Here is a 22,696-nt window from a genome sequence, read left to right as displayed (position 1 = left end):
CTGGCTTGCACATGCTCGACAAACTCTTTTTTTCCTCGACCGAGGTGCCGATGTGGCCTCGGCCGCCAGGCTGCCCGGCTGACGAGCTGGCGCAGGTGCTGGGCGAGCACGACCTGCTCGATGAGGACTGTGTCGAGCTGATCGGCGCCTTGCGGCTGCGCCACCAGGCGGGCCAGCCGCTGCAGCTCCAGGCCCACGCGCTGGCACTGCGGCTGGCCCTGCTGCAGGACGAACACCAGGCCGACCTGGCCGCCCGCATGGGCGAGCTGCGCGAGCTGCAGGAGCGCAGCGCCGCGCGGCTGCTGGCGCTGCAGCAGCGCGTGAACCACGACACCCAACAACTGCAGGACTGCTGCGAGCGGCTCGATGCCCTGCGCGCTGTCCACGCCCGCATGGCGCAGGAGCTGCTGGCCGGGCTGCACGCGCAAACCCTGCACGCCGAGCTGCGCCGCATGCGCGAGGAAAGCGGCAACACCTGGCAGCGCCCGGCGCTGATGGGACGCGCCTTTGCCGCGCTGAGCCAGCGGCTGCAGTTGCGCCTGGCCCAAGCGCAGCGCCGCTGCAACGACATCCACGGCGTGATGGCCGCCGGCTACGGCGCCATCGCCACCACCTTCTCGCTGCCGCTGCAGGCGCAGACGCCCCCGCCGCTGCAGCCCTACATGGACGAGCTCACCGTGCTCAGCGGCGCCTACACGCGCCACTTGGGTGTGACCAACCTGCTGCGGCTGCTGCAGCCGCAGCACCAGACGCGGCTGCTGCGCATGCTGCAGTCACGCCTGGTGCGGCTGTTCAACGCCGCCACCGCCGAGCTGGAGAGCTGGAGCCACGCCCTGTGGACGCCCGCGCAGACGCGGCTGGAGCGCTCGCGCGAGCGGCTGCAGCACCGCCACGACAGCGTGCAGCGCCTGCAACTGGCCACCGAGGAGTTGCAGCAGCGCATCGGCGAGCTCGAAGCGCAGGAGCTGCTGGAGCAGGAAAGCTTCATTCACGCCCAACGCCTGTTGGGCCGGCTGGAGAACGTCCCAGCTCTCTTGACGGGTGCCGACAGCCCCCATCTGCAGGCGCGAGCCGCCTGACCTTTTTCTTCCCCGATGCGAACCCAAGACTTCTCGGCCGGCGAGGCCGTTTCTCCTTCCCTGGCCGAACGCGTCGTGGCCTGGCAGCGCACGCATGGGCGCCACGACCTGCCCTGGCAGAACACGCGCGATCCGTACCGCGTGTGGCTGTCGGAAATCATGCTGCAGCAGACCCAGGTGTCCACGGTGCTGGCGTACTACGACCGCTTCCTGGCGCGCTTTCCCGACGTGGCGGCGCTGGCCGCCGCGCCGCAGGACGACGTGCTGGCCCTCTGGAGCGGCCTGGGCTACTACAGCCGCGCGCGCAACCTGCACCGCTGCGCGCAGGCGGTGATGGAGCAGCACGGCGGCGCCTTTCCGCGCAGCAGCGCCGTGCTGGCCACGCTGCCCGGCATTGGGCGCTCCACGGCGGCGGCGATCGCGGCGTTTTGCTTCGGCGAGCGCGCCGCCATCCTGGACGGCAACGTCAAGCGCGTGCTCACCCGTGCGCTGGGTTTCTCGGCCGACCTGTCGCAGGCCAGCGCCGAGCGCGAGCTGTGGGCGTGCGCCGAGGCGCTGCTGCCGGCCACCGGCATGGAGGCCTACACCCAGGGCCTGATGGACCTGGGCGCCACCGTCTGCACGCTGCGCAAGCCGAGCTGCCTGCTGTGCCCGCTGCAGCAGACGTGCGTGGGCCGTGCGCAGGGCGAGCCCACGCGCTATCCCGTCAAGACCAGGAAGCTCAAGCGCGGCCAGCGCAGCCACGCGCTGCTGTGGCTGGAACAGGACGGCCGCCTGTGGCTGACCCAGCGTCCGGACAGCGGCGTGTGGGCGCGGCTGTGGAGCCTGCCGGAGTACGAGGACCCCGCCGCGCTGCAGCGCCTGCTGGCCGCGCTGCCGGGCCAGGGCGAGGCGTTGCCGGCCGTGGAGCACGCCCTCACGCACTTCGACTGGGTGCTGCAGCCCTGGCTGCACGAGCTGCCCGCTGGCGACGCCGCCGCCCGCGCGGCCGCCCAGGCGCTGCTGCCCGCGGGGCGCTGGGTGTCGGTGGAGGAGGCTTTCGAGATGGGTTTACCGGCGCCGGTGCGCAAGCTGCTGGAGCGCCACGGGGGGTGAGCGGCGCGGCGCCGGCGGCTGGCCAAGGTCGCGGGCCTCCTACAGGCGGGGTACACGGCCGGGGGCAAGTCCTGCGGCGGCCGGCATGGTGCTGCCCCCTGAACACGGTGTTAGACGGTCTAACACCTGCCGTTGGGCGCCTGGGCGCAAGCGGTCCAGGCGTGCCAGTAACACCGGGGTATGGCGTTCGAGCGGCATGGCCCGGGGCCAACGCCGGTGCGCCAGCATCCCGACAAGACGGACGAGGGTGCGAGGCACCCTTGCCACCAGGCGGACGGGGCACAAGCACTTTCCCCGGACAGCAGGGCGCCTGCGTTCCCTTCAGCCCGTCACCAGCCCGCGCTGGCGCAGTACGTCGTCCACCAGGCGCAGCCGCATCAGCGGGTCGGACAGCAGCATGAGCTTCTGGCGCGCGCTCAACGGCAGGGGCAGCAGCTCGCACCAGCGGTTGGCCACCCAGCCGGCGTCGTCCAGCTTGGGCTCGCCCTCGCACAGGTGCATGCCTTGCGACTCCAGGGCCTCCAGGGCACGGGCCAGGGCGTTGGCGGCGCCCTGGAATTCCTCGCCGGGCGGGACGGTGGCGTCCTCCGGCAGGAAATGGACGTCGGCGCGCCACAGGCCGTCGCTGTCCTGGCGCGGGGCGTCCAGCGTGAAGCGGCGCGTGCCGCTGCAGCGCAGCAGCAGGATGTTGGGTTGCGGCGCGTCCACGTCGTCCACGCGCGCGAGCACACCGGCGTGCTCGAAGGTTTCAGCCGCGGCACCGGGGCGGCGCACTTCCAGCCCCTCGCGCAAGGCCACCACGCCGAAGCTGCTGCCGGTGCGCAGGCACTCGCCCACCATGTCCAGGTAGCGCGCCTCGAAGATCTTCAAGGGCAGCAGGCCGCCCGGGTAGAGCACGGTGTTCAGCGGGAACAGGGGCAGCGCGGTTTGGTCGGCCGGGGCGGCCGGGCCGGGCGAGGGCGCCTCGCTGCGGGTGGCGTGACCGTTGCCGGCAGGGTCGGCGCTCATGCCAGCCCGTCAAGCTCGCGGTGGCGGCGCAGCACGGCGCCGGTGCTGTGGCTGGCAAAGCGCTGCGCCAGCGATTCCACCAGGTAGACCGAGCGGTGCTGCCCGCCCGTGCAGCCGATGGCCACGGTGAGGTAGCTGCGCTGGTCGTCCTCGAACGCGGGCAGCCAGTGGCGCAGGAAGGTGGCGATCTGCTCCAGCATGTCATGGGCCTCCGGTTGCGCGCGCAGGTAGTCGGCCACCGGGGCGTCGCGCCCGGTCAGCGGCCGCAGCTCGCGGATGTAGTACGGGTTCGGGAGCACGCGCACGTCGAACACGAAGTCCGCGTCCAGCGGCACGCCGTGCTTGAAGGCGAAGGACTCGAACACCAGCGTGAGCGAGCCCGGGCGCGCGCCCACCAGGTCGCGTATCCAGCTGCGCAGCACGGCGGGGCGCAGCTCGCTGGTGTCTATGACGGTGGAGACCTCGCGCAGCCCGGCCAGCAGCTCGCGCTCGATCTCGATGGCCTCCACCAGCGCCGGCTGGGGCTTGCCGCTGTCGGCGGCGCGCTTGGTCAGCGGGTGGGGGCGGCGCGTTTCGGAGAAGCGGCGCAGCAGCGCGTTGGTGGTGGCGTCCAGGAACAGCGGGCGCACCAGCACGCCCTCGGCGCGCAGTTGCGGGAGCATGGGCACCAGGCGCGGCAGCGAGCCCGCCGTGCGCACGTCCACCGCCACGGCCACGTGGCGGTCGTGCCCGGCCTGCAGGTGCAGGAAGGCCGGCAGCAGCTCCGGCGGCAGGTTGTCCACGCAGAAGTAGCCGGCGTCCTCCAGCGCGTGGAGGGCCACGGACTTGCCCGACCCCGAGATGCCGGTGACGAGCACCACCTCACGCGGGGCGGGGGTGGTGGGGTGGAGGTCTTCGCTCATCGCGGCCTGGCCCGCTCGCGGCCCGGCGCGGTGGCCGCGGCCTCGTCCAGCATCGCCTGGGCGTGGGCCAGGCTGGTGCCGGCCAGGCGTTCGCCGCCCAGCATGCGCGCGACCTCGGCCACGCGGGCCTCGCCGGAAACGGACTGCACGTCGCTGAGCGTCACGCCCTTGCGCTCGGCCTTGCTGACCACGAAGTGGTGGTCGGCGCAGGCCGCCACCTGCGCCAGGTGCGTCACGGCCAGCACTTGGCGTTCGCGGCCGAGCTGCTTCATGAGCCGGCCCACGGCGTCGCCCACGGCGCCGCCGACGCCGGCGTCGATCTCGTCAAAGATCAGCGTGGCCGCGCCCGCGGCTTCCTCGCGCGCCGTGGTCACCGCGATGGCCAGCGCCAGGCGCGAGAGCTCGCCGCCCGACGCCACCTTGGCCAGCGGCCGCGGCGAGCTGCCGGCGTGGCCCGCCACGCGCAGCTCCACCGACTCCAGGCCGAAAGCCTGCGGCTGCTCCTGCGGCAGCAGGCCCACTTCGAAGCGGCCGCCGGCCATGCCCAGCGTCTGCATGGCCTGCGTGACGCGCGAGCCCAGTTGCGGCGCGGCCGTGCGGCGCAGCGCGCTCACGCGCTGGGCTTCCACGCGCCAGGCTTCCAGCGCCTTCTTCACCTCGGCCTCCAGGGCGTCGAGGTCGGTGGCGGCGTCCAGCGTCTTCAGCTCGGCGCGCCACTGCGCCAGCAGCGCGGGCAGCTCGGCGGGCGGGCGGCGGTAGCGGCGCGCGAGCGACATCCAGGCCGAAAGGCGCTCGTCCAGCTCGTTGAGCCGTTCCGGCTCCAGCTCGGCGTGGCCCAGGTAGGCGTTGAGGCTGTGCGCCGCGTCGGCCAGTTGCACCTGCGCGGCCTGCAGCACTTCCACCACCGGCTCCAGGCGGGCGTCGTAGCGGGTGACGTCGCAGAGCGCGTCGATGGCTCGGTTGGTGAGGGCGTCGGCGCTGGGCTCGGCCTCGGAGAGGGCGTCCAGCGCCGTGCGCGCGGCCGTGAGCAGCGACTGGGCGTGCGACAGCCGCTCGTGCTCGGCGTTGAGCGGCTCCCATTCGTCCTCGCCGGGTGCCAGCTTGTCGAGCTCGCCGATCTGCCAGGCCAGGCGCTCGCGCTCGCGCTCCAGGCTGTCCTGGCGCGCGCGGGCGTCCTGCAACGTCTGTTGGGCGTCGCGCCAGCGGGCGAACAGCGCGGCGAGCGGGGCGCCGTCCACGCCGGCCTGACCGTCGAGCAGGGCGCGCACGGCGGCCGGGCGGGTGAGGCTTTGCCAGGCGTGCTGGCCGTGGATGTCGAGCAGGAGCTCCGCCGCCTCGCGCAACTGCGCCACGGTGGCCACGCTGCCGTTGATCCACGCGCGGCTTTTTCCTTGCGCGTCCAGCGTGCGGCGCAGCAGCAAGGTGGAGCCGTCGTGGTCGAAGCCGGCTTCCTCCAGCCAGGGCGAGAGGGCGGGGGGCGTGTCGAACTCGGCGGTGATGTCGGCGCGCGAGGCGCCCTCGCGCACCACGCCGGCGTCGCCGCGGCTGCCCAGGGCGAGCTGCAGCGCGTCGATCAGGATGGATTTGCCCGCGCCGGTCTCGCCGGTGAGCACGGAGAAGCCGGCATCGAAGTCCACTTCCAGCGCCGAGACGATCACGAAGTCGCGCAGCACCAGGCGACGCAGCATCAGACCACTCCCTCGTACCAGCGCAGCTTGCGCCGCAGCGTGGCGTAGTAGCTCCAGCCCACGGGGTGCAGGAAGCGCACCTTGTGCGCCGAGCGCTGCATCCGGACCTGGTCGCCTATGTGCAGGCTGGCCAGGCTTTGCATGTCGAAGTTGGCCGAGGCGTCCCTTCCGGCCACGATCTCCACCCGCATCTCTCCGGCATCCGGCAGCACTATTGGGCGGTTGGAGAGCGTGTGCGAGGCGATGGGCACCAGCACCCAGCCGCCAATGCCCGGGTGCAGGATGGGCCCGCCCGCGGACAGCGCGTAGGCCGTGGAGCCCGTGGGCGTGGCGATGACGAGGCCGTCGGCGCGGATGTTGGCGATGAACTCGGTGCCTATGTGCACGCTGAGCTCGACCATGGCGGCGGTGGCGCCGCGGCTGACCACCACGTCGTTGAGCGACAGGCCCTCGAAGATGCAGCGGCCGTCGCGCCAGATGCCGCCTTCGAGCATGGAGCGGTGCTCCTCCTCGTAGTCGCCGGCCACCATGGAGGCCAGGGCGTCGCGGAAGTGGCCGATGGGCACGTCGGTGATGAAGCCCAGCCGGCCCTGGTTGATGCCCACCAGCGGCAGGTTGTGGCGGGCCAGCTCGCGGGCGATGCCCAGCATGGTGCCGTCGCCGCCGACCACCACGGCCACGTCGCAGTGGCGGCCGATGTCGGTGGTGTCGAGCACGGGATAGGTGGTGAGGCCGGTGCTGCGGGCGGTGTTGCGTTCCAGCGAAACCTGCAGGCCTTGCTTGACCAGAAACTGCGCCACCTCCTCGAGTACGGAGCTGATGCCGTGCGCCTGGTACTTGCCCACGATGGCGGCGTGACGGAAGGGGGTCGGCATGCGCGGGATTACACCACAGCACCCCTTGCGTGAAGGATGACACGGCCGCATCTCCGTAGAATGAAAAGCATGCTCGACGAGCGCGCCCGCACCCTTCTCAAAGCCCTGGTTGAACGCTACATCGCCGACGGCCAGCCCGTGGGCTCGCGCACGCTGTCCAAGGCCTGCGGCCTGGAGCTGTCGCCGGCCACCATCCGCAACGTGATGGCGGACCTGGAGGACCTGGGCCTCATCGCCAGCCCGCACACCAGCGCCGGGCGCATTCCCACGCCGCGCGGCTACCGCCTCTTCGTGGACACCATGCTGACCGCGCGCGGCCTGGAGCAGGGGGCCAGCGACATGGCCGCGGCGCGCGAGCAGCTTCACCCGGACCAGCCGCAGCGCGTGATTGCGCAGGCGGCGCACCTGTTGTCCAACCTTTCCAGCTTCGTGGGCGTGGTCACCGCGCCGCGCAAGGCGGGCGTGTTCCACCACATCGAGTTCCTGCGCTTGGGCGACAAGCGGGTGCTGGTGATCCTGGTGGCGCCGGACGGCGACGTGCAAAACCGCGTCATCTTCACCGCGCGCGACCACACGCAGGGCGAGCTGGTGGAGGCGACGAACTACCTGAACCACCACTACGCCGGGCTGAGCATCGAGGAGGTGCGCGCGCGGCTGCAGGGCGAGGTGGAGCAGTTGCGCGGCGAGATCGCGCTGCTGATGCAGGCCGCGGTGCAGGCCGGCAGCCAGGCGCTGGAGGAGAGCGACCAGGTCGTGGTCAGCGGCGAGCGCAACCTGCTGGCGGTGCAGGACTTCGGCAACGACATGGGGTCGATCCGCAAGCTCTTCGACCTGTTCGAGCGCAAGACCGAGCTGATGCGGCTGCTGGACGTCTCCAGCCGCGCCGAGGGCGTGCGCATCTATATAGGCGGCGAAAGCCGCGTGGTGCCGTTCGAGGAGCTGTCGGTGGTCTCCGCGCCCTACGAGGTGGATGGCCGCGTGGTGGGCACGCTGGGCGTGATCGGCCCAACGCGCATGGCCTACGACCGGATGATCCAGATCGTGGACATCACCTCGCGGCTGGTGAGCAACGCGCTGAGCCAGAAGTGACGGAACCGGCGCCTGCCATGGCTACAATGGCGGGCTCAGCGCAACGCTGTGCAGGGGGCCGTTAGCTCAGTCGGTTAGAGCAGAGGACTCATAATCCTTTGGTCGTAGGTTCAAGTCCTACACGGCCTACCAATAAAAAGAAACCAACCACAATCTGGTTGGTTTTTTTGTTTGCGAATCAAATTTGACACTGCGCAAGCATGGAAATGGTAGTACTGCCTTTTTGATGGCGGCGAAATTCCATCGTGATTTTGTCGATTCCTATAATTTTTGATTTCTGCTTTTGCGTGGATTTATATTTTAAAACCACGGTGATTGTTTGATTTTTATTTCAATTGCCTTTGCTCTACTGCCTCGCGTATCTGCGCGTTGATGCACCTCTGGCATCCTGAACGCAGGTTTTGTCCCAATCCGTGCTTGTGATGTGTTGCTCAGTAGGTTTCCTGCCAACGGGCCTACAAAATTATTTCCTAATCGTGGCGCGTCGGAATCGCTCGCCCCTCCCTGGATTTTCTCAGTATGTCTAGGGTGAAGTGCAAAATCGGTGTGCTGGAAGTATTGATTTTGGGAGTATCCCTGCTGCTTGTCGCTGTCGCGCTCGCCGCCAAGCTCAGGCGTAGACAGCGGAAAAGGGTGGAGATGCAGCCCGCCATCGACCAATTGCCGACGCTGCAAGCGCTGCACCTGGAGCACTTGGACGCAGTTGCTCCAGTGCTGCAGGCAGGAGGGCCGCACCGCGCAAGCCCTGGCCGACGAGGGCCGTTGGGCCGAAGCCTGCCGCCTCGTGCAGCCACCGGCCTGGTGCGAGGCGGCGGCGCTGCGCCATATCGCCGTGCACTTGGGCGACGACCAGCGTGCCGACGCGGTGCAACTGCTGCAGCGCGTGCTGGACGACGCCATGGAGCTTGCGCTAAGTCCCTACCAGAACGAACTGGAGCTGGTGCAGGACATCGCCCGCCGACTGGAGCCCGCCGCGCGCGCCGCCTAGCTGGCCGACCTGCGCGCCCGCTTCAAGCCCAAGCACAATTTCGTCAAGAACTTGCCCGAAGGTTGATCCGGGTTCGCGGCGCCGCTGCTCAAAACCGAGCTATTTCCTCTCCACTGCGCTTCAGGCTGAAAGCCCCATCCCCCACCAGCCAAACCACCACTGACGCCACCGCCAAAAACACCGGGTACTCCCATCCCCCGCCCGCACTGGTGAACACCCAGCCGTTGCCCATGTGCACGGACGCCGCCGCCAGCATCACCGGCACCAGTGCCAGCGACACCTGCCGCGCATAAATTCCCAGCACCAGCATCAGCCCGCCGGTCAATTCGGCCGCAAACACCGGGTAGGCCAGCCAGCCCCAGAAGCCGACGCTCTCGAAAAACTGCGCCGTGCCGGGCAGCGTGAACACCAGCAGCTTCAGCAGCGCATGCGAGATCCACATCACCCCCAGGCTCACGCGCAGCAGCGTGGCGCCCAGGGCGGCGGGGGTGACGACGCCGCGGCCGGCAAGGCGGGTGGAAGAGGCCAGATCGAGGGTGGAAGCCATGGCAGCACTCCTGTGTTGGAAAAGAAGAAGCCTCCAATCTAGGATTGCACCGGCGCCTATGGAATTGGCAGCGGAGCATGTGATGACTGCACAAACGCAATACGACCTGGGCGCGGACGACCTCGCCCTGGTGCTGGCCCTGGTGCGCGCGGGCAGCCTCAACGGCGCGGCCGAGCGGCTGAAGGTGGACGCCTCCACCGCGTTTCGCGCGCTGCAGCGCCTGGAGCGCGGTTTAAAACAGCCGCTCTTTGAGCGATCGCGCACCGGCTGCCTGCCGCTGGACCTGGCCCGCACCTTGGCCGAGCAGGCCGAGGCCGTGGAGACGGCGCTGGAGGCGGCGCGATCCGCCGCGCAGCAGCCGCCGCAAAGCCTGGCCGGCAGCGTGCGCCTCACCACCACCGACACGCTGCTGCACGGGCTGGTCGCACCCGCGCTGCGCGATTTCCAGAAAGGCCACCCGCAGCTCACGTTCGAGCTGCATGCGGGCAACGAGCTGGCCAGCCTCACGCGGCGCGACGCCGACCTCGCCGTGCGCGCCACGCGGCGCCCGCCACCGCACCTGGTCGGCCGCGATCTTGGGCCGCTGCGCGTGGCGCTCTATACGGCGCGCGATTCGGCCGTGCGCGATTGGGCCGACGTGGAAGCCGGCCGCGCCGCCTGGGTGGCGCCGGACGACGCCTTGCCGGACCACCCCACGGTGCTGTGGCGCCGCCGCCGCTTCCCCAAGGCGGTGCCGGCCTGGCGTGCCAACAGCATCCTCACCGTGATGGAGCTCATTGCCCTGGGCTGCGGCGTGGGCCTGCTGCCCATGTTCCTCGCCCACGGCCGGGCCGACCTGCGCCCCTTGAGCGACGCGCTGGACGAATGCCAGACCGAGCTGTGGCTGCTGGCCCACCCCGAGTCACGCCACCAGCGCCGCGTGTCGGCCGTCTATGCCCACCTTGCGCAGGCGCTGGTGCTGGCGTGACGTCCGTTCAGATCGCCCCGCCTTGCGCCGCATCCCGGCTGATGGGCGCCCGGATGCGGCAGCGCGTGCCCCCGCCGTCCGCGTTCTCGCCGAACTCCACCGTCGCGTCGATCTGGCGCGAGAGCGTCTGCACCAGCCGCATGCCCAGGCCGCGGCTGCGCAGCGGCTCGAAACCGGCGGGCAAGCCGGGGCCGTCGTCGCTCACCACCAGGTGCAGGCCCCACTCGCCATCCGGCGCCAGCTCCACGCCCAACACGCCGCCGTGCCGGTCGAAGGCGTACTTCAAGGCGTTGGTGATCAGCTCCGTCACGATCAGGCCCAGCGGGATGGCGGTGCCCACGGGCAGCTTCAGCGGCTGCAGTTGATACACCACCTTCACCGAGCGCTCGCCGCCAAAGCTCTGCAGCAGTTGGCTGCCCAGGCTGCGCAGGTAGTCGGCGAAGTCCAGCGAGGACAGCGTGCTTTGCTGGTACAGCCGCTGGTGCACCAGCGCCATGGCGCGCACGCGGCTTTCCGTCTCGCTGAAGGCGGCCTGGATGGCCGGGTCCGAAAGCTGGCGGCGCTGCAACTGCAGCAGGCTGCTGACCACCTGCAGGTTGTTCTTCACCCGGTGGTGCACCTCCTGCAGCAGCACCTCCTTCTCGGCCAGCGAGGTCTTCACCGCCTCCTCGTCATGGCGGCGCTCGGTCACGTCCACCACCACGCCGGTGATGCGCCCGCGCTCGCCCGCGGCATTGAAGCTTTGCTGCGAGCGCTCCAGCAGCCAGCGCCAGGTGCCGTCGGCGGACTGGATGCGGTACTCGGCGCGGTAGGAGGGCTGCTGCGGGCTCAACTCCGCCAGGGCCGCCTGCAGCGCGGCGCGGTCCTGCGGGTGCACGCGCTTGAGGTAGGCCTTCAACAGGTGCTGCTCCTCGGCCGTCAGGCCCAGCGCGCTTTGCAGGCTGCCTATGCGCAGCACCACGCCGGACACCGGGTCCAGCTCGAAGGCGTCCATGCCGCCGGCGTCCAGCGCCAGCCGCAAGCGCTCCTCGCTCATGCGCAGCGCCTGCTCGGCGCGCTTGCGCTCGGTGATGTCCATCACCGTGCCGACGTGGATCTCGCGGCCGCCCGGGTCCTGCGCGCGGTGTGCGTCCAGCAGCGCCTCGAAGGTGCTGCCGTCGCGCCGCCGCGCGGTGAAGTCCATGCGGCAACTGCCCTGGCCGTGCACCTGGCGCCCAACGCGCCGGCTCAGCGACGGGTCGGCGCAGTGCGCGGAAACGGACGTGCCGATCACGTCCTGCGGGCTGTCGTAGCCGGCCATGCGCGCATAGGCCTCGTTGACGAAAGTGAAGCGCCCGTCCAGGCCCACGATGCTGAAGCCGGTGAGCGAGTGCTCTATGGCGCCGGCCAGCAACTGCACCTCGGCCGTGCGCTCGGCCACGCGGCGTTCCAGCTCGTGCAACTGCATGCGCACCGCGATGCCCGCCAGCACCGACTGCGCGATGCGCTCCAGCGTCGCGCGGTCCTGCGTGCTCCAGCGGCGCGGGCGGTGGTCCATGGCGCAGAAGCTGCCCAGCACCTGCCCGTCCGGCGTGGCCAGCGGCACGCCCAGGTAGGCCACCACGCCGAGGTCCTTCACCGCGCCGCTGTCGCGCAGCAGCGGGTCCGTGCGCGCGTCCGACACCTCCAGCGCCTGCCCCGAGGTCACCACGTGCTGGCACAAGGAGTGCGACAGCGGCGTCTGCCGCGCGCTGGACAGGGGTTCGCCCAGGCCGCATTGGCTCTTGAAGAACTGGCGCTCGGCGTCCACCAGGCAGATCAGGCTCACCGGCACCTGCAGCGACTGCGCGGCCAGCCTCGTGAAACGGTCGAAGCTGTGCTCAGGCGCGGAGTCCATCAGCCCCGTGCGGCGCAGCGCTTGCAGCCGCTGCGGATCGTCCAGCGCCGAGCCGGGCGCCTGGCCCGCCGGCCGCGCCGCCGCGGGCTGGGTGCTGATCCACTGCCACAGCGCGTCGTTGAGCTCGGCCAGGTGGTCGGCCTGCGCCTGCAGCGCCTCGTTGGCCGCGTACAGCGAGGACTGCGTCTGCTGCAGCCGCGCCATGGCTTGCGATTCGGCGCTGCGTGCGCGGGCCAGCCGGTCCACGTTGGCGCGCAACTGGCGCAGCTTGCGCTGCAGCGCCCGCCCGGCCAGCGCCATGAGCGTGAGGGACAGCAGGCTGCCCAGCAGCGTCACGGCGGTGTTGAGATCGGTGCTGCGCTGCGCCGCGCGCTCGTACAGGGCGAGCTGGCGCAGCTCCTCGGCGTCGAGCTCGGCCAGCAGCAGGTCGATGTCGTCGGCCTGCGTGTGCCGCGGGCCGCCGGCAATGCGCCGACGCGCCGCCTCCAGCCCGTCGCGCTCGGCCGTGTCCAGCGCGTCCGAGACGTAGCGCAGGTAGCCGTTGAGCAGCGGGCCGAGCTGCCGCAGCCGCTGCTGCTGCGCCTCGTTGCCGGCCGTCAGGCGCTGCAGCCGCTGCAACTGCTCAGGCAGCCGTTCGCGCGCGGTGCGGTAGGGGTCCAGCCAGTCGTCCTGGCCGCTGATGGCGTAGCCGCGCACGGCGCGGGAGAGGTCCTTCAGGTCGGAGCTGAACGCGGCCAGCTCCAGGCGCACGTCCAGCGTGTGGCGGCGCAGCTCGGAGGCGTCGGCCGCGCGCCGCTGCGTCCACAGCGCCACCGCCGCCACGGCCAGCAGCAGCAGCAGCGCCGCCAGCACGGCGCGCGGCAGGGGCAGCCGCAGCGAGCGCGGCAGCCGCGTGGCGGGGGCAGGGGCGTCCGGCGGCCCGTTGCCCGGCGGCGTGCCGTCCGGCCGCGGGAGGGTGCCGCGAGGGGCGCCGGGTTGCGAGGCGCTCATGAGGGGCGCTTCCCGGCACGGCCGATGGGGAGAAATCTGAAAACTTCAGCCGCCCTCAGGCGTTGTGGCCTGGAGGCCGGAGACCGCACTCCCGGCATTCACGTGGCCCGTGCCCTGGGCGGCAGGTCTTGCGGCTCGGCGGCCGGCTCGTCGGCGGCGTTGGCCGCGGGCGGACGGTGCTGCCCGGCGGCGTCCAGCCCCTCGCGCGACAGGCGCTCGGTGGCGTCGCGCAGCACCAGCACCGCGCCCATGCGCAGGCCGAACTCGCCTTCCACCGGCGAGGCCGACTCGTCCACCACCACCATGGTGCGCGCGCTGTTGCGCCGCAGCAGCCGCCGGCCGTGGGTCACGCCCACGCTGCGGTTCTCGGCCAGGGCCTTCAGCACCGCGGGCGGATCGTCGTCGCCGCTGGCGTAGCGCACCACGTCCTCCAGGCGGCGGCCCACGGCCTCCTCGGCGCTCCAGCCGGTGAGGGCCTCGGCCGCGGGGTTGATGAAGCGCAGCGTCGTGTCGGGGTTGACCACCAGCACGCCGTCCTGCACGCCGCGCAGCGTGGCGGCGAACCAGCGCTCCGATTCGCGCAACTGCCGCTCCAGCGTCGCGCGCGACAGCGCCATCTCGATGGCCGCGCGCAGCGCACGGCCCTCGAAAGGCTTGGTGAGAAAGCCGCAGGGAGAGGTGCGCGCGGCTTGGGCGACGGTCTCGTCGTCGCTGTGGGAGGTGAGAAACACCACGGGCAGCCCGCTCACGCGCCCAAGGCGGGCGGCGGTCTCTATGCCGTCGATGGGACCCTGGATGCGGATGTCCATCAGCACCAGGTCCGGCCGCTCCTGCGCCGCCAGCGCCAGCGCCTGGGGGCCGCTCTCCGCAGGGCCGAGCACGCGGTAGCCCATGTCCTCCAGTTGCAGTTGAAGGTCCAGGGCAATCACCGCCTCGTCTTCAACAATCAGGATTGAACACGGCGTTTCCATGACTTCTTCCCCCCACTTCGTTTGATGCTTTTCGCGCACTCAGCATTTTCCATGATATGGAAACCACTGCTAATGGGGGTTGTGCTGATGCAGCCGCTGTAGTGGGCGCAACAGGCCCGGGGCGTTGGCCAGGCGCTCCCGGGCGGCTCCCGGTGTGCGCTGCGAGCAGGCCCCGGGAAGCTCGCGTCAGGTGCTTACTTGCCCAGCGAAGCGCGCAAGTCGCGCGACATCTTCAGGTGCTGCTCCAGCGCGGGCACGGTCTTGGCGGCGAAAGCCTTGACGTCCGGGTCCTTGGCGCCGGAGGCGGCCTTCTGGAACATCTTGAGTGTGTCCTCGTGCGCCTTGACGCCCATGGTGTCGGCGTACTGGCGGTCGAACTTCGCGCCGTCCAGGGCGCCCATCGCCTTGGCCTTGCTCTTTTGCACCACCGAGGGCTCGGTGGGGAGCTTGACGTTCTTGCTGGAGGCCAGCGCGGCGAGCTCGTCGTTGGTCTTGGTGTGGTCCTGCTCCATCTGCGCGGCGAAGGACTTCACCTTCTCGTTGCCGCTCTTGCTCTGCGCGAGCTTGGCGGCCTCGACCTCGGCGTGCCCGTTCTGGGCCGCCTGCTCCATGAAGTTGCGGTCGCTGCGCACCATGCCGTTGGCCGCGCCTGCAAGGCCGGTGAAGAGGGCCATGGAACAGCCGAGCACGACGCTGGACATCAAACGCTTCATGTGAGGGCTCCTGTTGTGGAAGAGGTCCGCCGCGGGGTGGGCGGCATGCACCGTGCGGGCAAGCGTCACGCCCGCGCAGGCCGGGCGTGCTCAGGGCTTTCCCCGCTGCTGGGCACCGCGCTTGCCGGGCCGACAATGGCCCGGCGCCGTGCGGCTGGGCGCCGTGAGACCTGGAAATCAGACGCAAAAAACCTCGGGAGAATCCATGCAGAAACCGGCGAAGTTCCTGGTGCTGATCGACTCCGGCGGCGCCATGGTGGCGCGGCTCTTCGACGAGCAGCGCGTGCAGGTGGCGGAGTTCGACGCCACCAGCGAGGAGGTGGCGGTGATGACCAGCGGCCTGGTGCCCGGCCAGGGTGCCCACGGCGCCGACTGGGACAAGCCGCTTCTGGGCCACAACCCTCAGGAGCGCCGCGAGGCGCAGGTTTACACGTTGGACGTGTAGCGGCCGCAGGAGAAAGTGCCTGCGGGGTGGGCCGCGGCGTGGCGCAGCCCTGCGCCCCCCGGCGGCGTTTTCAGTACGCCGGGCGGCCGTTGGGCGAATAGACGGGCGCGCCGGGCTGGGTGGGCTGCGGCGCCAGCGCCGGAGCGGGCGTGTAGTAGCCGGCGCCGCCGGGGTTGCGCACCACGCGGGTCTTGCCGCCGGTGGTGACCAGCACCACGCGCTCGCCGGGCACGAAGTTCTCGTTGCCCTTGGCCTGGACGATGGCGCGGCGCTCGCCGCTGGGCAGTTGCACCAGCACCTCCACGGCGTTCTCGCGCGTGGAGGCGCGCTCGATGGCGTTGCCCGCCAGCGCGCCGGCCACGGCACCCACGAGGCCGATGGCCACCGACTCGCGGCCGCTGCTGCGCGTGGAGCCGGCGATGCCGCCCAGCACGCCGCCGGTGGCGGCCCCCGCGCCGCTTTGGCTGCCCTCGACCACCACGTCGCGCACGTTGAGCACGGTGGCGTCCTGGATCTGCGACAGGCGCTGCGCGTCGCCGCGCTGTATGACGTCGGGGCTGGTGGTGCTGCAGGCGGCCAGCGCGGCGGCCAGCGCCAGGGCGGCCAGAGTCTTGATGCGGTTCATGTGATGTGTTCCCTTGCAGGTGGCAGCGCAACGCTTGCCGGCAGCGTCGCGTTGACGGCTGGGGTACCGGCCTTGGCGCGGCGTAGGCCGGACGCTGAAAACGGGGCGCAGCCCAAACGGACGGGGCGAAGGTTAGCGCGGGTGCGTTGCTGCAACGTAAAGCCGCAGCGCCGTGCGCCAGGAGATCGCGCCGCGTCGAGCGTGAAGCTCAGCCGTGCAGCCGGCTCGAACGCGGCACGCTGGCGAGCAGAAACTCCATCTGGTCGGCCAGGATGCGGCGCCCGCGCAGGATCATGTCCTCGTGCAGGCTGGGCACGTAGGGCAAGTACAGCAGGCTCATGCGGGCCTCCTCCGGCAGCCGGTTGCCCTTGCGGCCGTTGCACGAGCGGCAGGCGGTGACGCAGTTGAGCCAGGTGTCGGCGCCGCCGCGCGAGGTGGGCACCACGTGCTCGCGCGTGAGCTCGTCGGCGGGGAGGTGGTGGCCGCAGTAGGCGCAGAAGTAGCGGTCGCGCGCAAAGAGCTTGGAGTTGCTCAGCGCCGGCGTCTGCCGCCAGGCGCGGCTGGGAATGGCGCCGCGCACGGCGATGATGGAATGCACCTCGATGCGCGAGATGCGGCCGGTGGCGCGCTGCACGCCCCCGCGCAGCACCGCGCAGGGGTCGCCCAAAGTCCACGCGACGCCGTCGGTGGCGTAGATCACGGCCGCCTCGCGGGCGGTGATCCAAGCTTGCGGTCGTCCGGACACGTCGAGTTGCAGCACGTCCACGTCAGTTCTCCCTCGTCAAGCGTAATCCATTGCGCATGGACGCATCAACAGGGGGTGCAAAGGCCTTGACACTGCTATCGTGAGCCGCCTTCGGACTTTCGGCTTCAAGAGCCTGATTCATGAGCATCCGTACCGCCAACGTCGACGGCGTCGCCACGCTGGAGATCGCCCGCCCCGAGAAGAAGAATGCGCTGACCGCGCAGATGTACGCCGACATGGCCGCGGCGCTGCGCGCCGCGCAGGCCGACGCGGCCGTGCGCGCGGTGCTGGTGGCGGGGCAGCCCGGCATCTTCACCTCCGGCAACGACCTGGAGGACTTCATGAAGTACCCGCCCGGCGCCGAGGACGCGCCGGTATTTGCCTTCATGGAAGCGGTGCTGGCGCTGGAAAAGCCGCTGGTGGCCGCCGTCACGGGCGCGGCCATAGGCATAGGCTGCACGCTGCTGCTGCACTGTGACCTGGTGGTGGTGTCAGACGAGGCGCGGCTGGCGCTGCCCTTCGTCAACCTGGGGCTGGTGCCGGAGTTTGGCTCCAGCCTGCTGCTGGCACAGCGCCTGGGCCATGCCCGCGCGGCCGAGAAGCTGCTGCTGGGCGATGCCTTCACGGGCGCCGAGGCCGTGGAGCTGGGCCTGGCCAATGCTGTGATGCCGCCTTCGGAAGTGCTGCCGCATGCGCGGCGGCTGGCCGCGCGCTTTACGCAGCTGCCGCCGGCTGCGGTGCGCGCGACCAAGGCCTTGATGCGCGCGCCGCTGCTGCCGGCGCTGCGCCAGGCGCTGCAGGAGGAGCGCGAGGTGTTCGTCCAGCGCCTGCGCAGCCCCGAAGCCATGGAGGCCTTCCAGGCCTTTTTCGAGAAGCGCCGGCCGGACTTTTCGAAGTTCTAAAAGCGCTTGAGGCTGCCGGTGCTCAAACGGGCGGCAGCGGCCGCGGGCGGCCCTGCTCGTCCACGGCCACGTAGGTCAGCACCGCCTCGGTGACCTTGAGCACCCGCTTGGCGTCATGCAGCGGCTGGGAATACACGGCCACGTCCACCGTCATGGAGCTGCGGCCCAAGTGGATGATCTCGGCATAAAAGCTCAGCAGGTCGCCCACGCGCACGGGCTGCTTGAACACGAACTCCTTGACGGCGATGGTGGCGATGCGTCCCTGGGCGCGCCGCGCGGGCAGCACCGCCCCGGCCAGATCGACCTGCGCCATCACCCAGCCGCCGAAGACGTCGCCGCTGGCGTTGACGTCGGACGGCATGGGGATGACGCGCAGGACCAGCTCCTTGTCGGTGGGCAGGGTGGCAGGGGATTCGGACATGGGCATGATGGCAAGGGTTGTCACTGATCCCTACATCATGCGCGCCCTGGCCCGCTCTAGCGCCGTCGACTCCTCTTCCGACCCCGCCGCCCGCCGCTCCGACTGGAGCACCCTGCGCAAGCTGCTGCCCTACCTGTGGCACTACCGCTGGCGCGTGGGCGCGGCGCTGGCCTTCATGGTCGGGGCCAAGGTGGCCAACGTGGGCGTGCCGCTGCTGCTCAAGCAGCTGGTGGACGCGCTCTCCATCCAGCCCGGCAGCGCCGCATCCATGCTGGTGGTCCCGGTTGGACTGCTGGTGGCCTACGCGGCGCTGCGCCTGTCCACCAGCGTGTTCACCGAGCTGCGCGAGCTCATCTTCGCCCGCGCCACCGAGGGCACGGCGCGGCGCATCTCGCTGCAGGTGTTCCGCCACCTGCATGCCTTGAGCCTGCGCTTTCACCTGGAGCGCCAGACCGGCGGCATGACGCGCGACATCGAGCGCGGCACGCGCGCCGTGCACTCGCTCATCTCCTACTCGCTCTACAGCATCCTGCCCACCATCATCGAAGTCGGCCTGGTGCTCACGCTGCTGGCGGTGAAGTTCGACACCGGCTTCGCCTGGATCACGCTGGCCGCGCTCGTGTGCTACGTCGCCTTCACCATCTCCGTGACCGAGTGGCGCACCCAGTACCGCCGCGAGATGAACCAGCTCGACTCGCAGGCCCACACCAAGGCCATCGACTCGCTGCTCAACTTCGAGACGGTCAAGTACTTCAACAACGAGGAGTTCGAGGCCAGCCGCTACGACCGCAGCCTCGAAGCACTGCGCAAGGCGGCCCTCAAGAGCCAGCGCACGCTGTCGCTACTCAACAGCGGGCAGCAGCTCGTCATCGCCGTGGCGCTGGTGGCCATGCTCTGGCGCGCCACGCAGGGCGTGGTGGACGGGCGCATGACGTTGGGCGACCTGGTGATGATCAACGCCTTCATGATCCAGCTCTACATCCCGCTGAACTTCCTGGGCGTGCTCTACCGCGAGATCAAGCAGTCGCTCACCGACCTGGACCGGATGTTCCACCTGCTGGAGACGCACCGCGAAGTGGCCGACGCGCCGGCCGCCCAAGCGCTGCGCGTGAGCGAAGGTTGCGTGCGCTTCGAGGACGTGAGCTTTGCCTACGAGGCGGCGCGGCCCATCCTCAAGGGCCTGAGCTTCGAGATCCCGGCGGGCAAGACGGTGGCGGTGGTTGGGCCGTCCGGGGCGGGCAAGTCCACGCTGGCGCGGCTGCTCTACCGCTTCTACGACGTCAGTGGCGGGCGCATCGCCATAGACGGGCAGGACATCCGCGAGGTCACGCAGGCGAGCCTGCGCCAATCGATAGGCATCGTTCCGCAGGACACGGTGCTCTTCAACGACACCGTGGAATACAACATCGCCTACGGCCGCCCCGGCGCCAGCCGCCAGGAGGTGGAAGCCGCGGCCCGCGCCGCGCGCATCCACGACTTCATCGCCTCCACGCCCAAGGGCTACGACACCATGGTGGGCGAGCGGGGCCTCAAACTCTCGGGCGGCGAGAAGCAGCGCGTGGCCATCGCCCGCACGCTGCTCAAGAACCCGCCCATCCTCATCTTCGACGAGGCGACCTCCGCCCTGGACTCGGCCAACGAGCGCGCCATTCAGGCCGAGCTCAAGAGCGCCGCGCAGGGCAAGACGGCGCTGGTGATCGCGCACCGGCTCTCCACGGTGGTGGATGCGCACCGCATCCTGGTCATGGAGCAGGGGCGCATCGTCGAGCAGGGCACGCATGCCGAGCTGCTGGCGCTGCAGGGGCGCTACGCGCGCATGTGGTTGTTGCAGCAAAGCGGCGGGGAAGCCGCAATCGACGCGCCGGCGGGCCGAGTGGCCTGAAGCCGTGCCTAGAATGCTTTCACTCCCATTACTACTTCTTGATCAAGGAGCCCGCATGAAGAAGATCCTGCTCGTCGCCACCATCCTGGCGGCAGCCGGTGCAGCGCAAGCCCAGTCCGACACCCTCAAAAAGGCCAAGGACACGGGCACCATCACCTTGGGCGTGCGCGAGTCGTCCGGCGTGCTGTCCTACACCCTGGGTGGCTCCAAGTACGTGGGCTACCACGTGGCCATCTGCGAAAAGGCCGTCGAAAGCGTCGAGAAGGCCATCGGCAAGCGCCTGGAGATCAAGTACCAGCCCGTGACCTCGCAAAACCGCATCCCGCTGGTGCAAAACGGCACCGTGGACCTGGAGTGCGGTTCCACCACCAACAACCTCGCGCGCCAGAAGGACGTGGCCTTCGCCAACACCACCTTCGTCGAGACCGTGCGCCTGGCCGTCAAGGCCAACTCCGGCATCAACTCGGTGGCCGACCTCAAGGGCAAGACCGTGGCCACCACCACCGGCACGACCTCCGTGCAAACCCTTAGGCGCCACAAGCGTGCCGAGGGCATGGAGTTCAAGGAAGTCTTCGGCAAGGACCACGCCGACAGCTTCCTGCTCGTGGACACCGGCCGCGCCGACGCCTTCGTCATGGACTCCAGCCTGCTCGCCGGCCTGATCGCCCGCAGCAAGAACCCCGCGGACTTCAAGATCGTGGGCGAGCCGCTGTCGGTGGAGCCCATCGCCATCATGATGCGCAAGGACGACGAGGGCCTGCGCAAGATCGTCAACCAGACGATCGCCGACATGGCCAAGTCCGGCGAGATCAACAAGCTCTACGACAAGTGGTTCATGCAGCCCACGCCGCCCACCGGCGCCGTGGTCAAGCTGCCCATGAGCGACCTGCTCAAGGAGGCGCTGAAGAAGCCCAACGACCAGCCGGCCGAGGAATACGCCAAGAAGCTGTAATTCCATGGCCGCCGGCCACGGCTTGACCGTGACGCCCGGACCCTGAGCCGCGGCGCGGGTGACGCACAGCAGCGTTGCCCGCGCCTTTTTCATGCGCGCCGCGCAGGCGCCGAAGAAGGAGAAGAACGCATGGCATGGGATTGGCAGGTGTTCTGCCGCGACACCATAGAGGGCGAGGCCGTGCCGAGCTGCTTCGGCAGCGACGGCAACATCACCTACCTCGACTGGATGCTCTCGGCCTGGGGCTGGACGCTCTCGGTGGCGCTGCTGGCGCTGGTGGTGGCGCTGGTGGTGGGCTCGCTCGTCGGCATCCTGCGCACCACGCCCAGCCGCGCGCTGGTGCTGCTGGGCAACGCGTGGACGGAGCTGTTTCGCAACATTCCGCTGCTGGTGCAGATCTTCCTCTGGTACCACGTGGTGCCGGCGCTGCTGCCGCCGCTGCGCGCCTTCCCGAGCTTCGTCCTGGTGGTGTTCGCGCTGGGCTTCTTCACCTCGGCGCGCGTGTCCGAGCAGGTGAGGGCGGGCATACAGGCGCTGCCGCGCGGGCAGCGCTACGCGGGGCTGGCGCTGGGCCTGACGCTGGCGCAGACCTACCGCTACGTGCTGCTGCCCATGGCGTTTCGCATCGTCATCCCGCCGCTGACCAGCGAGAGCATGAACATCATCAAGAACTCGGCCGTGGCCTTTGCGGTCTCGATCGCCGAGCTGACCATGTTCGCCATGCAGGCGCAGGAGGAGACCTCGCGCGGCGTGGAGATCTACCTGGCGGTGACGGCGCTCTACTTCGTCTCGGCGCTGCTGGTCAACCGCATCGCCATCTTCATCGAGCGCCGGCTGCACATCCCGGGCACGCAGGCGGGAGCGCGCTGACATGCTCAACCTCGACTTCTCCTTCCTGAGCTGGGACGTCATCACCGGCTTCGTCGCCAAGGGCTTCCTGTTCTCGCTGCAGCTCACGGTGGTGGCCATGGTCGGCGGCATCCTGCTGGGCACGCTGCTGGCGATGATGCGGCTCTCCAGCCACAAGTGGCTGCAGATCCCGGCGCAGCTCTACGTGGACACGCTGCGCTCCATACCGCTGGTGATGGTCATCCTGTGGTTCTTCCTGCTCATCCCGCTGCTCACGGGACGCCCGCTGGGCGCGGAGCTCTCGGCCACCATCACCTTCACGGTGTTCGAGGCCGCGTACTACTCCGAGATCATGCGCGCGGGCATACAGAGCGTGCCCAAGGGCCAGGTCTATGCGGGCTACGCCATGGGCATGAGCTACCGCCAGACCATGCAGCTCGTGGTCCTGCCGCAAGCCTTTCGCAACATGCTGCCGGTGCTGCTCACGCAGACCATCATCCTGTTCCAGGACACCTCGCTGGTCTACGCCATCGGCGCCTACGACCTGCTCAAGGGTTTTGAGGTCGCCGGCAAGAACTTCAACCGGCCCGTCGAGACCTACCTGGTCGCCGCGGTCGTCTACTTCGTGATCTGCTTCAGCCTGTCCATGCTCGTGCGGCGGCTGCAGAAGAAGATCGCCATCATCCGTTGAGGGGGCAACCTCATGATAGACATCAAGAACGTCAGCAAGTGGTACGGCAGCTTCCAGGTGCTCACCGACTGCACCACCAGCATCCAAAAGGGCGAGGTCGTGGTCGTCTGCGGCCCGTCGGGCTCCGGCAAGTCCACGCTCATCAAGACCGTCAACGCGCTGGAGCCCTTCCAGAAGGGTGACATCGTCGTCAACGGCGTGAGCATCGCCGACCCGAAAACTGACTTGCCCAAGCTGCGCAGCCACGTGGGCATGGTGTTCCAGCACTTCGAGCTGTTTCCCCACCTGTCGGTGACGGAGAACCTCACGCTGGCGCAGATCAAGGTGCTGGGCCGCAACAAGGACGACGCCCTCAAGCGCGGTCTGAAGATGCTGGACCGCGTGGGCCTGATGGCG

At 69.7% G+C, this 22,696-nt stretch carries 23 protein-coding genes and 1 tRNA gene; 13 read left to right on the top strand and 11 right to left on the bottom strand.

Going from position 1 to position 22,696, the window contains the following annotated elements:
* Nucleotides 1-11 precede the first annotated feature (11 nt).
* Together ALA01S_RS03310 and mutY are read left to right on the top strand one after the other, a co-directional pair.
* Nucleotides 12-1,079 (top strand): hypothetical protein, encoded by a 1,068-nt coding sequence (locus tag ALA01S_RS03310; protein WP_066332008.1) that lies wholly within the window; start codon nt 12-14, stop codon nt 1,077-1,079.
* Between the two features lie 15 nt (nt 1,080-1,094).
* Nucleotides 1,095-2,174, top strand: coding sequence for an A/G-specific adenine glycosylase (gene mutY / locus ALA01S_RS03305; protein WP_066332007.1), 1,080 nt, complete (start codon nt 1,095-1,097; stop codon nt 2,172-2,174).
* Between the two features lie 321 nt (nt 2,175-2,495).
* On the opposite strand, the gene ALA01S_RS03300 is transcribed toward mutY, so the two are convergent.
* Genes ALA01S_RS03300 through ALA01S_RS03285 form a run of 4 tightly spaced genes read right to left on the bottom strand, consistent with a single transcriptional unit; the run spans nt 2,496 to nt 6,647 of the window.
* Nucleotides 2,496-3,182 carry an LON peptidase substrate-binding domain-containing protein gene (locus ALA01S_RS03300; RefSeq protein ID WP_084267172.1) on the bottom strand — a complete coding sequence of 229 codons (687 nt, stop codon included), beginning with the start codon at nt 3,180-3,182 and terminating at the stop codon, nt 2,496-2,498.
* Nucleotides 3,179-4,084, bottom strand: coding sequence for an RNase adapter RapZ (gene rapZ, locus ALA01S_RS03295; protein WP_066332006.1), 906 nt, complete (start codon nt 4,082-4,084; stop codon nt 3,179-3,181). Before rapZ ends, ALA01S_RS03300 begins: the two co-directional genes overlap by 4 nt.
* A complete protein-coding gene (gene recN / locus ALA01S_RS03290; protein ID WP_174548602.1) occupies nt 4,081-5,772 on the bottom strand; it encodes a DNA repair protein RecN in 1,692 nt (563 codons plus the stop codon). The genes rapZ and recN overlap by 4 nt, the downstream gene beginning before the upstream one ends.
* Nucleotides 5,772-6,647 carry an NAD kinase gene (locus ALA01S_RS03285; protein WP_066332005.1) on the bottom strand — a complete coding sequence of 292 codons (876 nt, stop codon included), beginning with the start codon at nt 6,645-6,647 and terminating at the stop codon, nt 5,772-5,774. The genes recN and ALA01S_RS03285 overlap by 1 nt, the downstream gene beginning before the upstream one ends.
* A gap of 69 nt (nt 6,648-6,716) precedes the next feature.
* Here ALA01S_RS03285 and hrcA point away from each other — a divergent pair, with 69 nt between their 5' ends.
* The 3 genes from hrcA to ALA01S_RS03270 all read left to right on the top strand — a co-directional run bounded on the left by hrcA (nt 6,717) and on the right by ALA01S_RS03270 (nt 8,724).
* On the top strand, nt 6,717-7,736 hold the full coding sequence (gene hrcA / locus ALA01S_RS03280) for a heat-inducible transcriptional repressor HrcA (RefSeq protein WP_066332004.1): 1,020 nt from the start codon (nt 6,717-6,719) through the stop codon (nt 7,734-7,736).
* A 55-nt stretch (nt 7,737-7,791) separates the two neighbouring features.
* A tRNA-Ile gene (locus ALA01S_RS03275) sits at nt 7,792-7,868 on the top strand.
* Nucleotides 7,869-8,439: 571 nt separating this feature from the next.
* On the top strand, nt 8,440-8,724 hold the full coding sequence (locus ALA01S_RS03270) for a hypothetical protein (protein ID WP_066332003.1): 285 nt from the start codon (nt 8,440-8,442) through the stop codon (nt 8,722-8,724).
* Between the two features lie 88 nt (nt 8,725-8,812).
* On the opposite strand, the gene ALA01S_RS03265 is transcribed toward ALA01S_RS03270, so the two are convergent.
* Nucleotides 8,813-9,271 (bottom strand): DoxX family protein, encoded by a 459-nt coding sequence (locus ALA01S_RS03265; RefSeq protein WP_084267171.1) that lies wholly within the window; start codon nt 9,269-9,271, stop codon nt 8,813-8,815.
* Between the two features lie 82 nt (nt 9,272-9,353).
* Between ALA01S_RS03265 and ALA01S_RS03260 the strand changes: the two genes are divergently transcribed.
* On the top strand, nt 9,354-10,238 hold the full coding sequence (locus ALA01S_RS03260; protein ID WP_066332227.1) for a LysR family transcriptional regulator: 885 nt from the start codon (nt 9,354-9,356) through the stop codon (nt 10,236-10,238).
* Between the two features lie 7 nt (nt 10,239-10,245).
* Here the strand turns inward: ALA01S_RS03260 and ALA01S_RS03255 are convergent, their stop codons facing one another.
* The 3 genes from ALA01S_RS03255 to ALA01S_RS03245 all read right to left on the bottom strand — a co-directional run bounded on the left by ALA01S_RS03255 (nt 10,246) and on the right by ALA01S_RS03245 (nt 14,788).
* On the bottom strand, nt 10,246-13,104 hold the full coding sequence (locus tag ALA01S_RS03255; protein WP_066331995.1) for a histidine kinase dimerization/phosphoacceptor domain -containing protein: 2,859 nt from the start codon (nt 13,102-13,104) through the stop codon (nt 10,246-10,248).
* A gap of 98 nt (nt 13,105-13,202) precedes the next feature.
* Nucleotides 13,203-14,075, bottom strand: a complete 873-nt coding sequence (locus tag ALA01S_RS03250) for an ATP-binding response regulator (RefSeq protein ID WP_084267170.1) — start codon at nt 14,073-14,075, stop codon at nt 13,203-13,205.
* A gap of 194 nt (nt 14,076-14,269) precedes the next feature.
* Nucleotides 14,270-14,788: a DUF4142 domain-containing protein gene (locus ALA01S_RS03245; RefSeq protein ID WP_066331991.1), complete on the bottom strand. Its 519-nt coding sequence runs from the start codon at nt 14,786-14,788 to the stop codon at nt 14,270-14,272.
* A 205-nt stretch (nt 14,789-14,993) separates the two neighbouring features.
* Between ALA01S_RS03245 and ALA01S_RS03240 the strand changes: the two genes are divergently transcribed.
* Nucleotides 14,994-15,233, top strand: a complete 240-nt coding sequence (locus tag ALA01S_RS03240; RefSeq protein ID WP_066331989.1) for a hypothetical protein — start codon at nt 14,994-14,996, stop codon at nt 15,231-15,233.
* Between the two features lie 70 nt (nt 15,234-15,303).
* Here ALA01S_RS03240 and ALA01S_RS03235 read toward each other — a convergent pair whose 3' ends face one another.
* Both ALA01S_RS03235 and ALA01S_RS03230 read right to left on the bottom strand, forming a co-directional pair.
* A complete protein-coding gene (locus tag ALA01S_RS03235) occupies nt 15,304-15,858 on the bottom strand; it encodes an outer membrane lipoprotein (RefSeq protein WP_238455676.1) in 555 nt (184 codons plus the stop codon).
* Between the two features lie 208 nt (nt 15,859-16,066).
* A complete protein-coding gene (locus ALA01S_RS03230) occupies nt 16,067-16,624 on the bottom strand; it encodes an HNH endonuclease (RefSeq protein ID WP_066331983.1) in 558 nt (185 codons plus the stop codon).
* Between the two features lie 119 nt (nt 16,625-16,743).
* Here ALA01S_RS03230 and ALA01S_RS03225 point away from each other — a divergent pair, with 119 nt between their 5' ends.
* On the top strand, nt 16,744-17,505 hold the full coding sequence (locus ALA01S_RS03225; protein ID WP_066331981.1) for an enoyl-CoA hydratase: 762 nt from the start codon (nt 16,744-16,746) through the stop codon (nt 17,503-17,505).
* Nucleotides 17,506-17,527: 22 nt separating this feature from the next.
* On the opposite strand, the gene ALA01S_RS03220 is transcribed toward ALA01S_RS03225, so the two are convergent.
* Nucleotides 17,528-17,926: an acyl-CoA thioesterase gene (locus tag ALA01S_RS03220; protein WP_066331979.1), complete on the bottom strand. Its 399-nt coding sequence runs from the start codon at nt 17,924-17,926 to the stop codon at nt 17,528-17,530.
* 37 nt (nt 17,927-17,963) lie between these two features.
* On the opposite strand from ALA01S_RS03220, the gene ALA01S_RS03215 reads away from it, so the two are divergent.
* The 5 genes from ALA01S_RS03215 to ALA01S_RS03195 all read left to right on the top strand — a co-directional run.
* Complete coding sequence (locus tag ALA01S_RS03215; protein WP_066331978.1) at nt 17,964-19,808, top strand: ABCB family ABC transporter ATP-binding protein/permease; 1,845 nt, start codon at nt 17,964-17,966, stop codon at nt 19,806-19,808.
* Between the two features lie 55 nt (nt 19,809-19,863).
* Entirely contained in the window at nt 19,864-20,760 is an 897-nt protein-coding gene (locus tag ALA01S_RS03210; RefSeq protein ID WP_066331975.1) for an amino acid ABC transporter substrate-binding protein, read from the top strand.
* Between the two features lie 129 nt (nt 20,761-20,889).
* The gene (locus ALA01S_RS03205; RefSeq protein WP_066331973.1) at nt 20,890-21,630 is read left to right on the top strand and encodes an amino acid ABC transporter permease; all 741 of its coding nucleotides are present in this window, start codon (nt 20,890-20,892) and stop codon (nt 21,628-21,630) included.
* 1 nt (nt 21,631) lies between these two features.
* On the top strand, nt 21,632-22,300 hold the full coding sequence (locus ALA01S_RS03200) for an amino acid ABC transporter permease (protein ID WP_066331971.1): 669 nt from the start codon (nt 21,632-21,634) through the stop codon (nt 22,298-22,300).
* Between the two features lie 12 nt (nt 22,301-22,312).
* A partial coding sequence (locus ALA01S_RS03195) for an ATP-binding cassette domain-containing protein (RefSeq protein ID WP_157118734.1) occupies nt 22,313-22,696 on the top strand: 384 nt, incomplete at its 3' end.

The sequence above is a fragment of the Azohydromonas lata NBRC 102462 genome (genome assembly GCF_001571085.1).
GTDB lineage: Bacteria > Pseudomonadota > Gammaproteobacteria > Burkholderiales > Burkholderiaceae_C > Azohydromonas > Azohydromonas lata.
This window is presented reverse-complemented; position numbering and strand designations above follow the sequence as displayed.

Excerpts from the sequence above, each read along its gene's own strand:
- mutY (WP_066332007.1), top strand. The coding sequence starts at position 1,095 with ATGCGAACCCAAGACTTCTCGGCCGGCGAGGCCGTTTCTCCTTCCCTG.
- ALA01S_RS03310 (WP_066332008.1), top strand. The coding sequence starts at position 12 with ATGCTCGACAAACTCTTTTTTTCCTCGACCGAGGTGCCGATGTGGCCT.
- ALA01S_RS03240 (WP_066331989.1), top strand. The coding sequence starts at position 14,994 with ATGCAGAAACCGGCGAAGTTCCTGGTGCTGATCGACTCCGGCGGCGCC.
- ALA01S_RS03235 (WP_238455676.1), bottom strand. The coding sequence starts at position 15,858 with ATGAACCGCATCAAGACTCTGGCCGCCCTGGCGCTGGCCGCCGCGCTG.
- ALA01S_RS03210 (WP_066331975.1), top strand. The coding sequence starts at position 19,864 with ATGAAGAAGATCCTGCTCGTCGCCACCATCCTGGCGGCAGCCGGTGCA.
- ALA01S_RS03205 (WP_066331973.1), top strand. The coding sequence starts at position 20,890 with ATGGCATGGGATTGGCAGGTGTTCTGCCGCGACACCATAGAGGGCGAG.
- rapZ (WP_066332006.1), bottom strand. The coding sequence starts at position 4,084 with ATGAGCGAAGACCTCCACCCCACCACCCCCGCCCCGCGTGAGGTGGTG.
- ALA01S_RS03250 (WP_084267170.1), bottom strand. The coding sequence starts at position 14,075 with ATGGAAACGCCGTGTTCAATCCTGATTGTTGAAGACGAGGCGGTGATT.
- ALA01S_RS03300 (WP_084267172.1), bottom strand. The coding sequence starts at position 3,182 with ATGAGCGCCGACCCTGCCGGCAACGGTCACGCCACCCGCAGCGAGGCG.
- ALA01S_RS03260 (WP_066332227.1), top strand. The coding sequence starts at position 9,354 with ATGACTGCACAAACGCAATACGACCTGGGCGCGGACGACCTCGCCCTG.
- recN (WP_174548602.1), bottom strand. The coding sequence starts at position 5,772 with ATGCTGCGTCGCCTGGTGCTGCGCGACTTCGTGATCGTCTCGGCGCTG.
- ALA01S_RS03245 (WP_066331991.1), bottom strand. The coding sequence starts at position 14,788 with ATGAAGCGTTTGATGTCCAGCGTCGTGCTCGGCTGTTCCATGGCCCTC.
- ALA01S_RS03225 (WP_066331981.1), top strand. The coding sequence starts at position 16,744 with ATGAGCATCCGTACCGCCAACGTCGACGGCGTCGCCACGCTGGAGATC.
- ALA01S_RS03285 (WP_066332005.1), bottom strand. The coding sequence starts at position 6,647 with ATGCCGACCCCCTTCCGTCACGCCGCCATCGTGGGCAAGTACCAGGCG.
- ALA01S_RS03265 (WP_084267171.1), bottom strand. The coding sequence starts at position 9,271 with ATGGCTTCCACCCTCGATCTGGCCTCTTCCACCCGCCTTGCCGGCCGC.
- ALA01S_RS03255 (WP_066331995.1), bottom strand. The coding sequence starts at position 13,104 with ATGAGCGCCTCGCAACCCGGCGCCCCTCGCGGCACCCTCCCGCGGCCG.
- hrcA (WP_066332004.1), top strand. The coding sequence starts at position 6,717 with ATGCTCGACGAGCGCGCCCGCACCCTTCTCAAAGCCCTGGTTGAACGC.
- ALA01S_RS03215 (WP_066331978.1), top strand. The coding sequence starts at position 17,964 with ATGCGCGCCCTGGCCCGCTCTAGCGCCGTCGACTCCTCTTCCGACCCC.
- ALA01S_RS03200 (WP_066331971.1), top strand. The coding sequence starts at position 21,632 with ATGCTCAACCTCGACTTCTCCTTCCTGAGCTGGGACGTCATCACCGGC.
- ALA01S_RS03220 (WP_066331979.1), bottom strand. The coding sequence starts at position 17,926 with ATGTCCGAATCCCCTGCCACCCTGCCCACCGACAAGGAGCTGGTCCTG.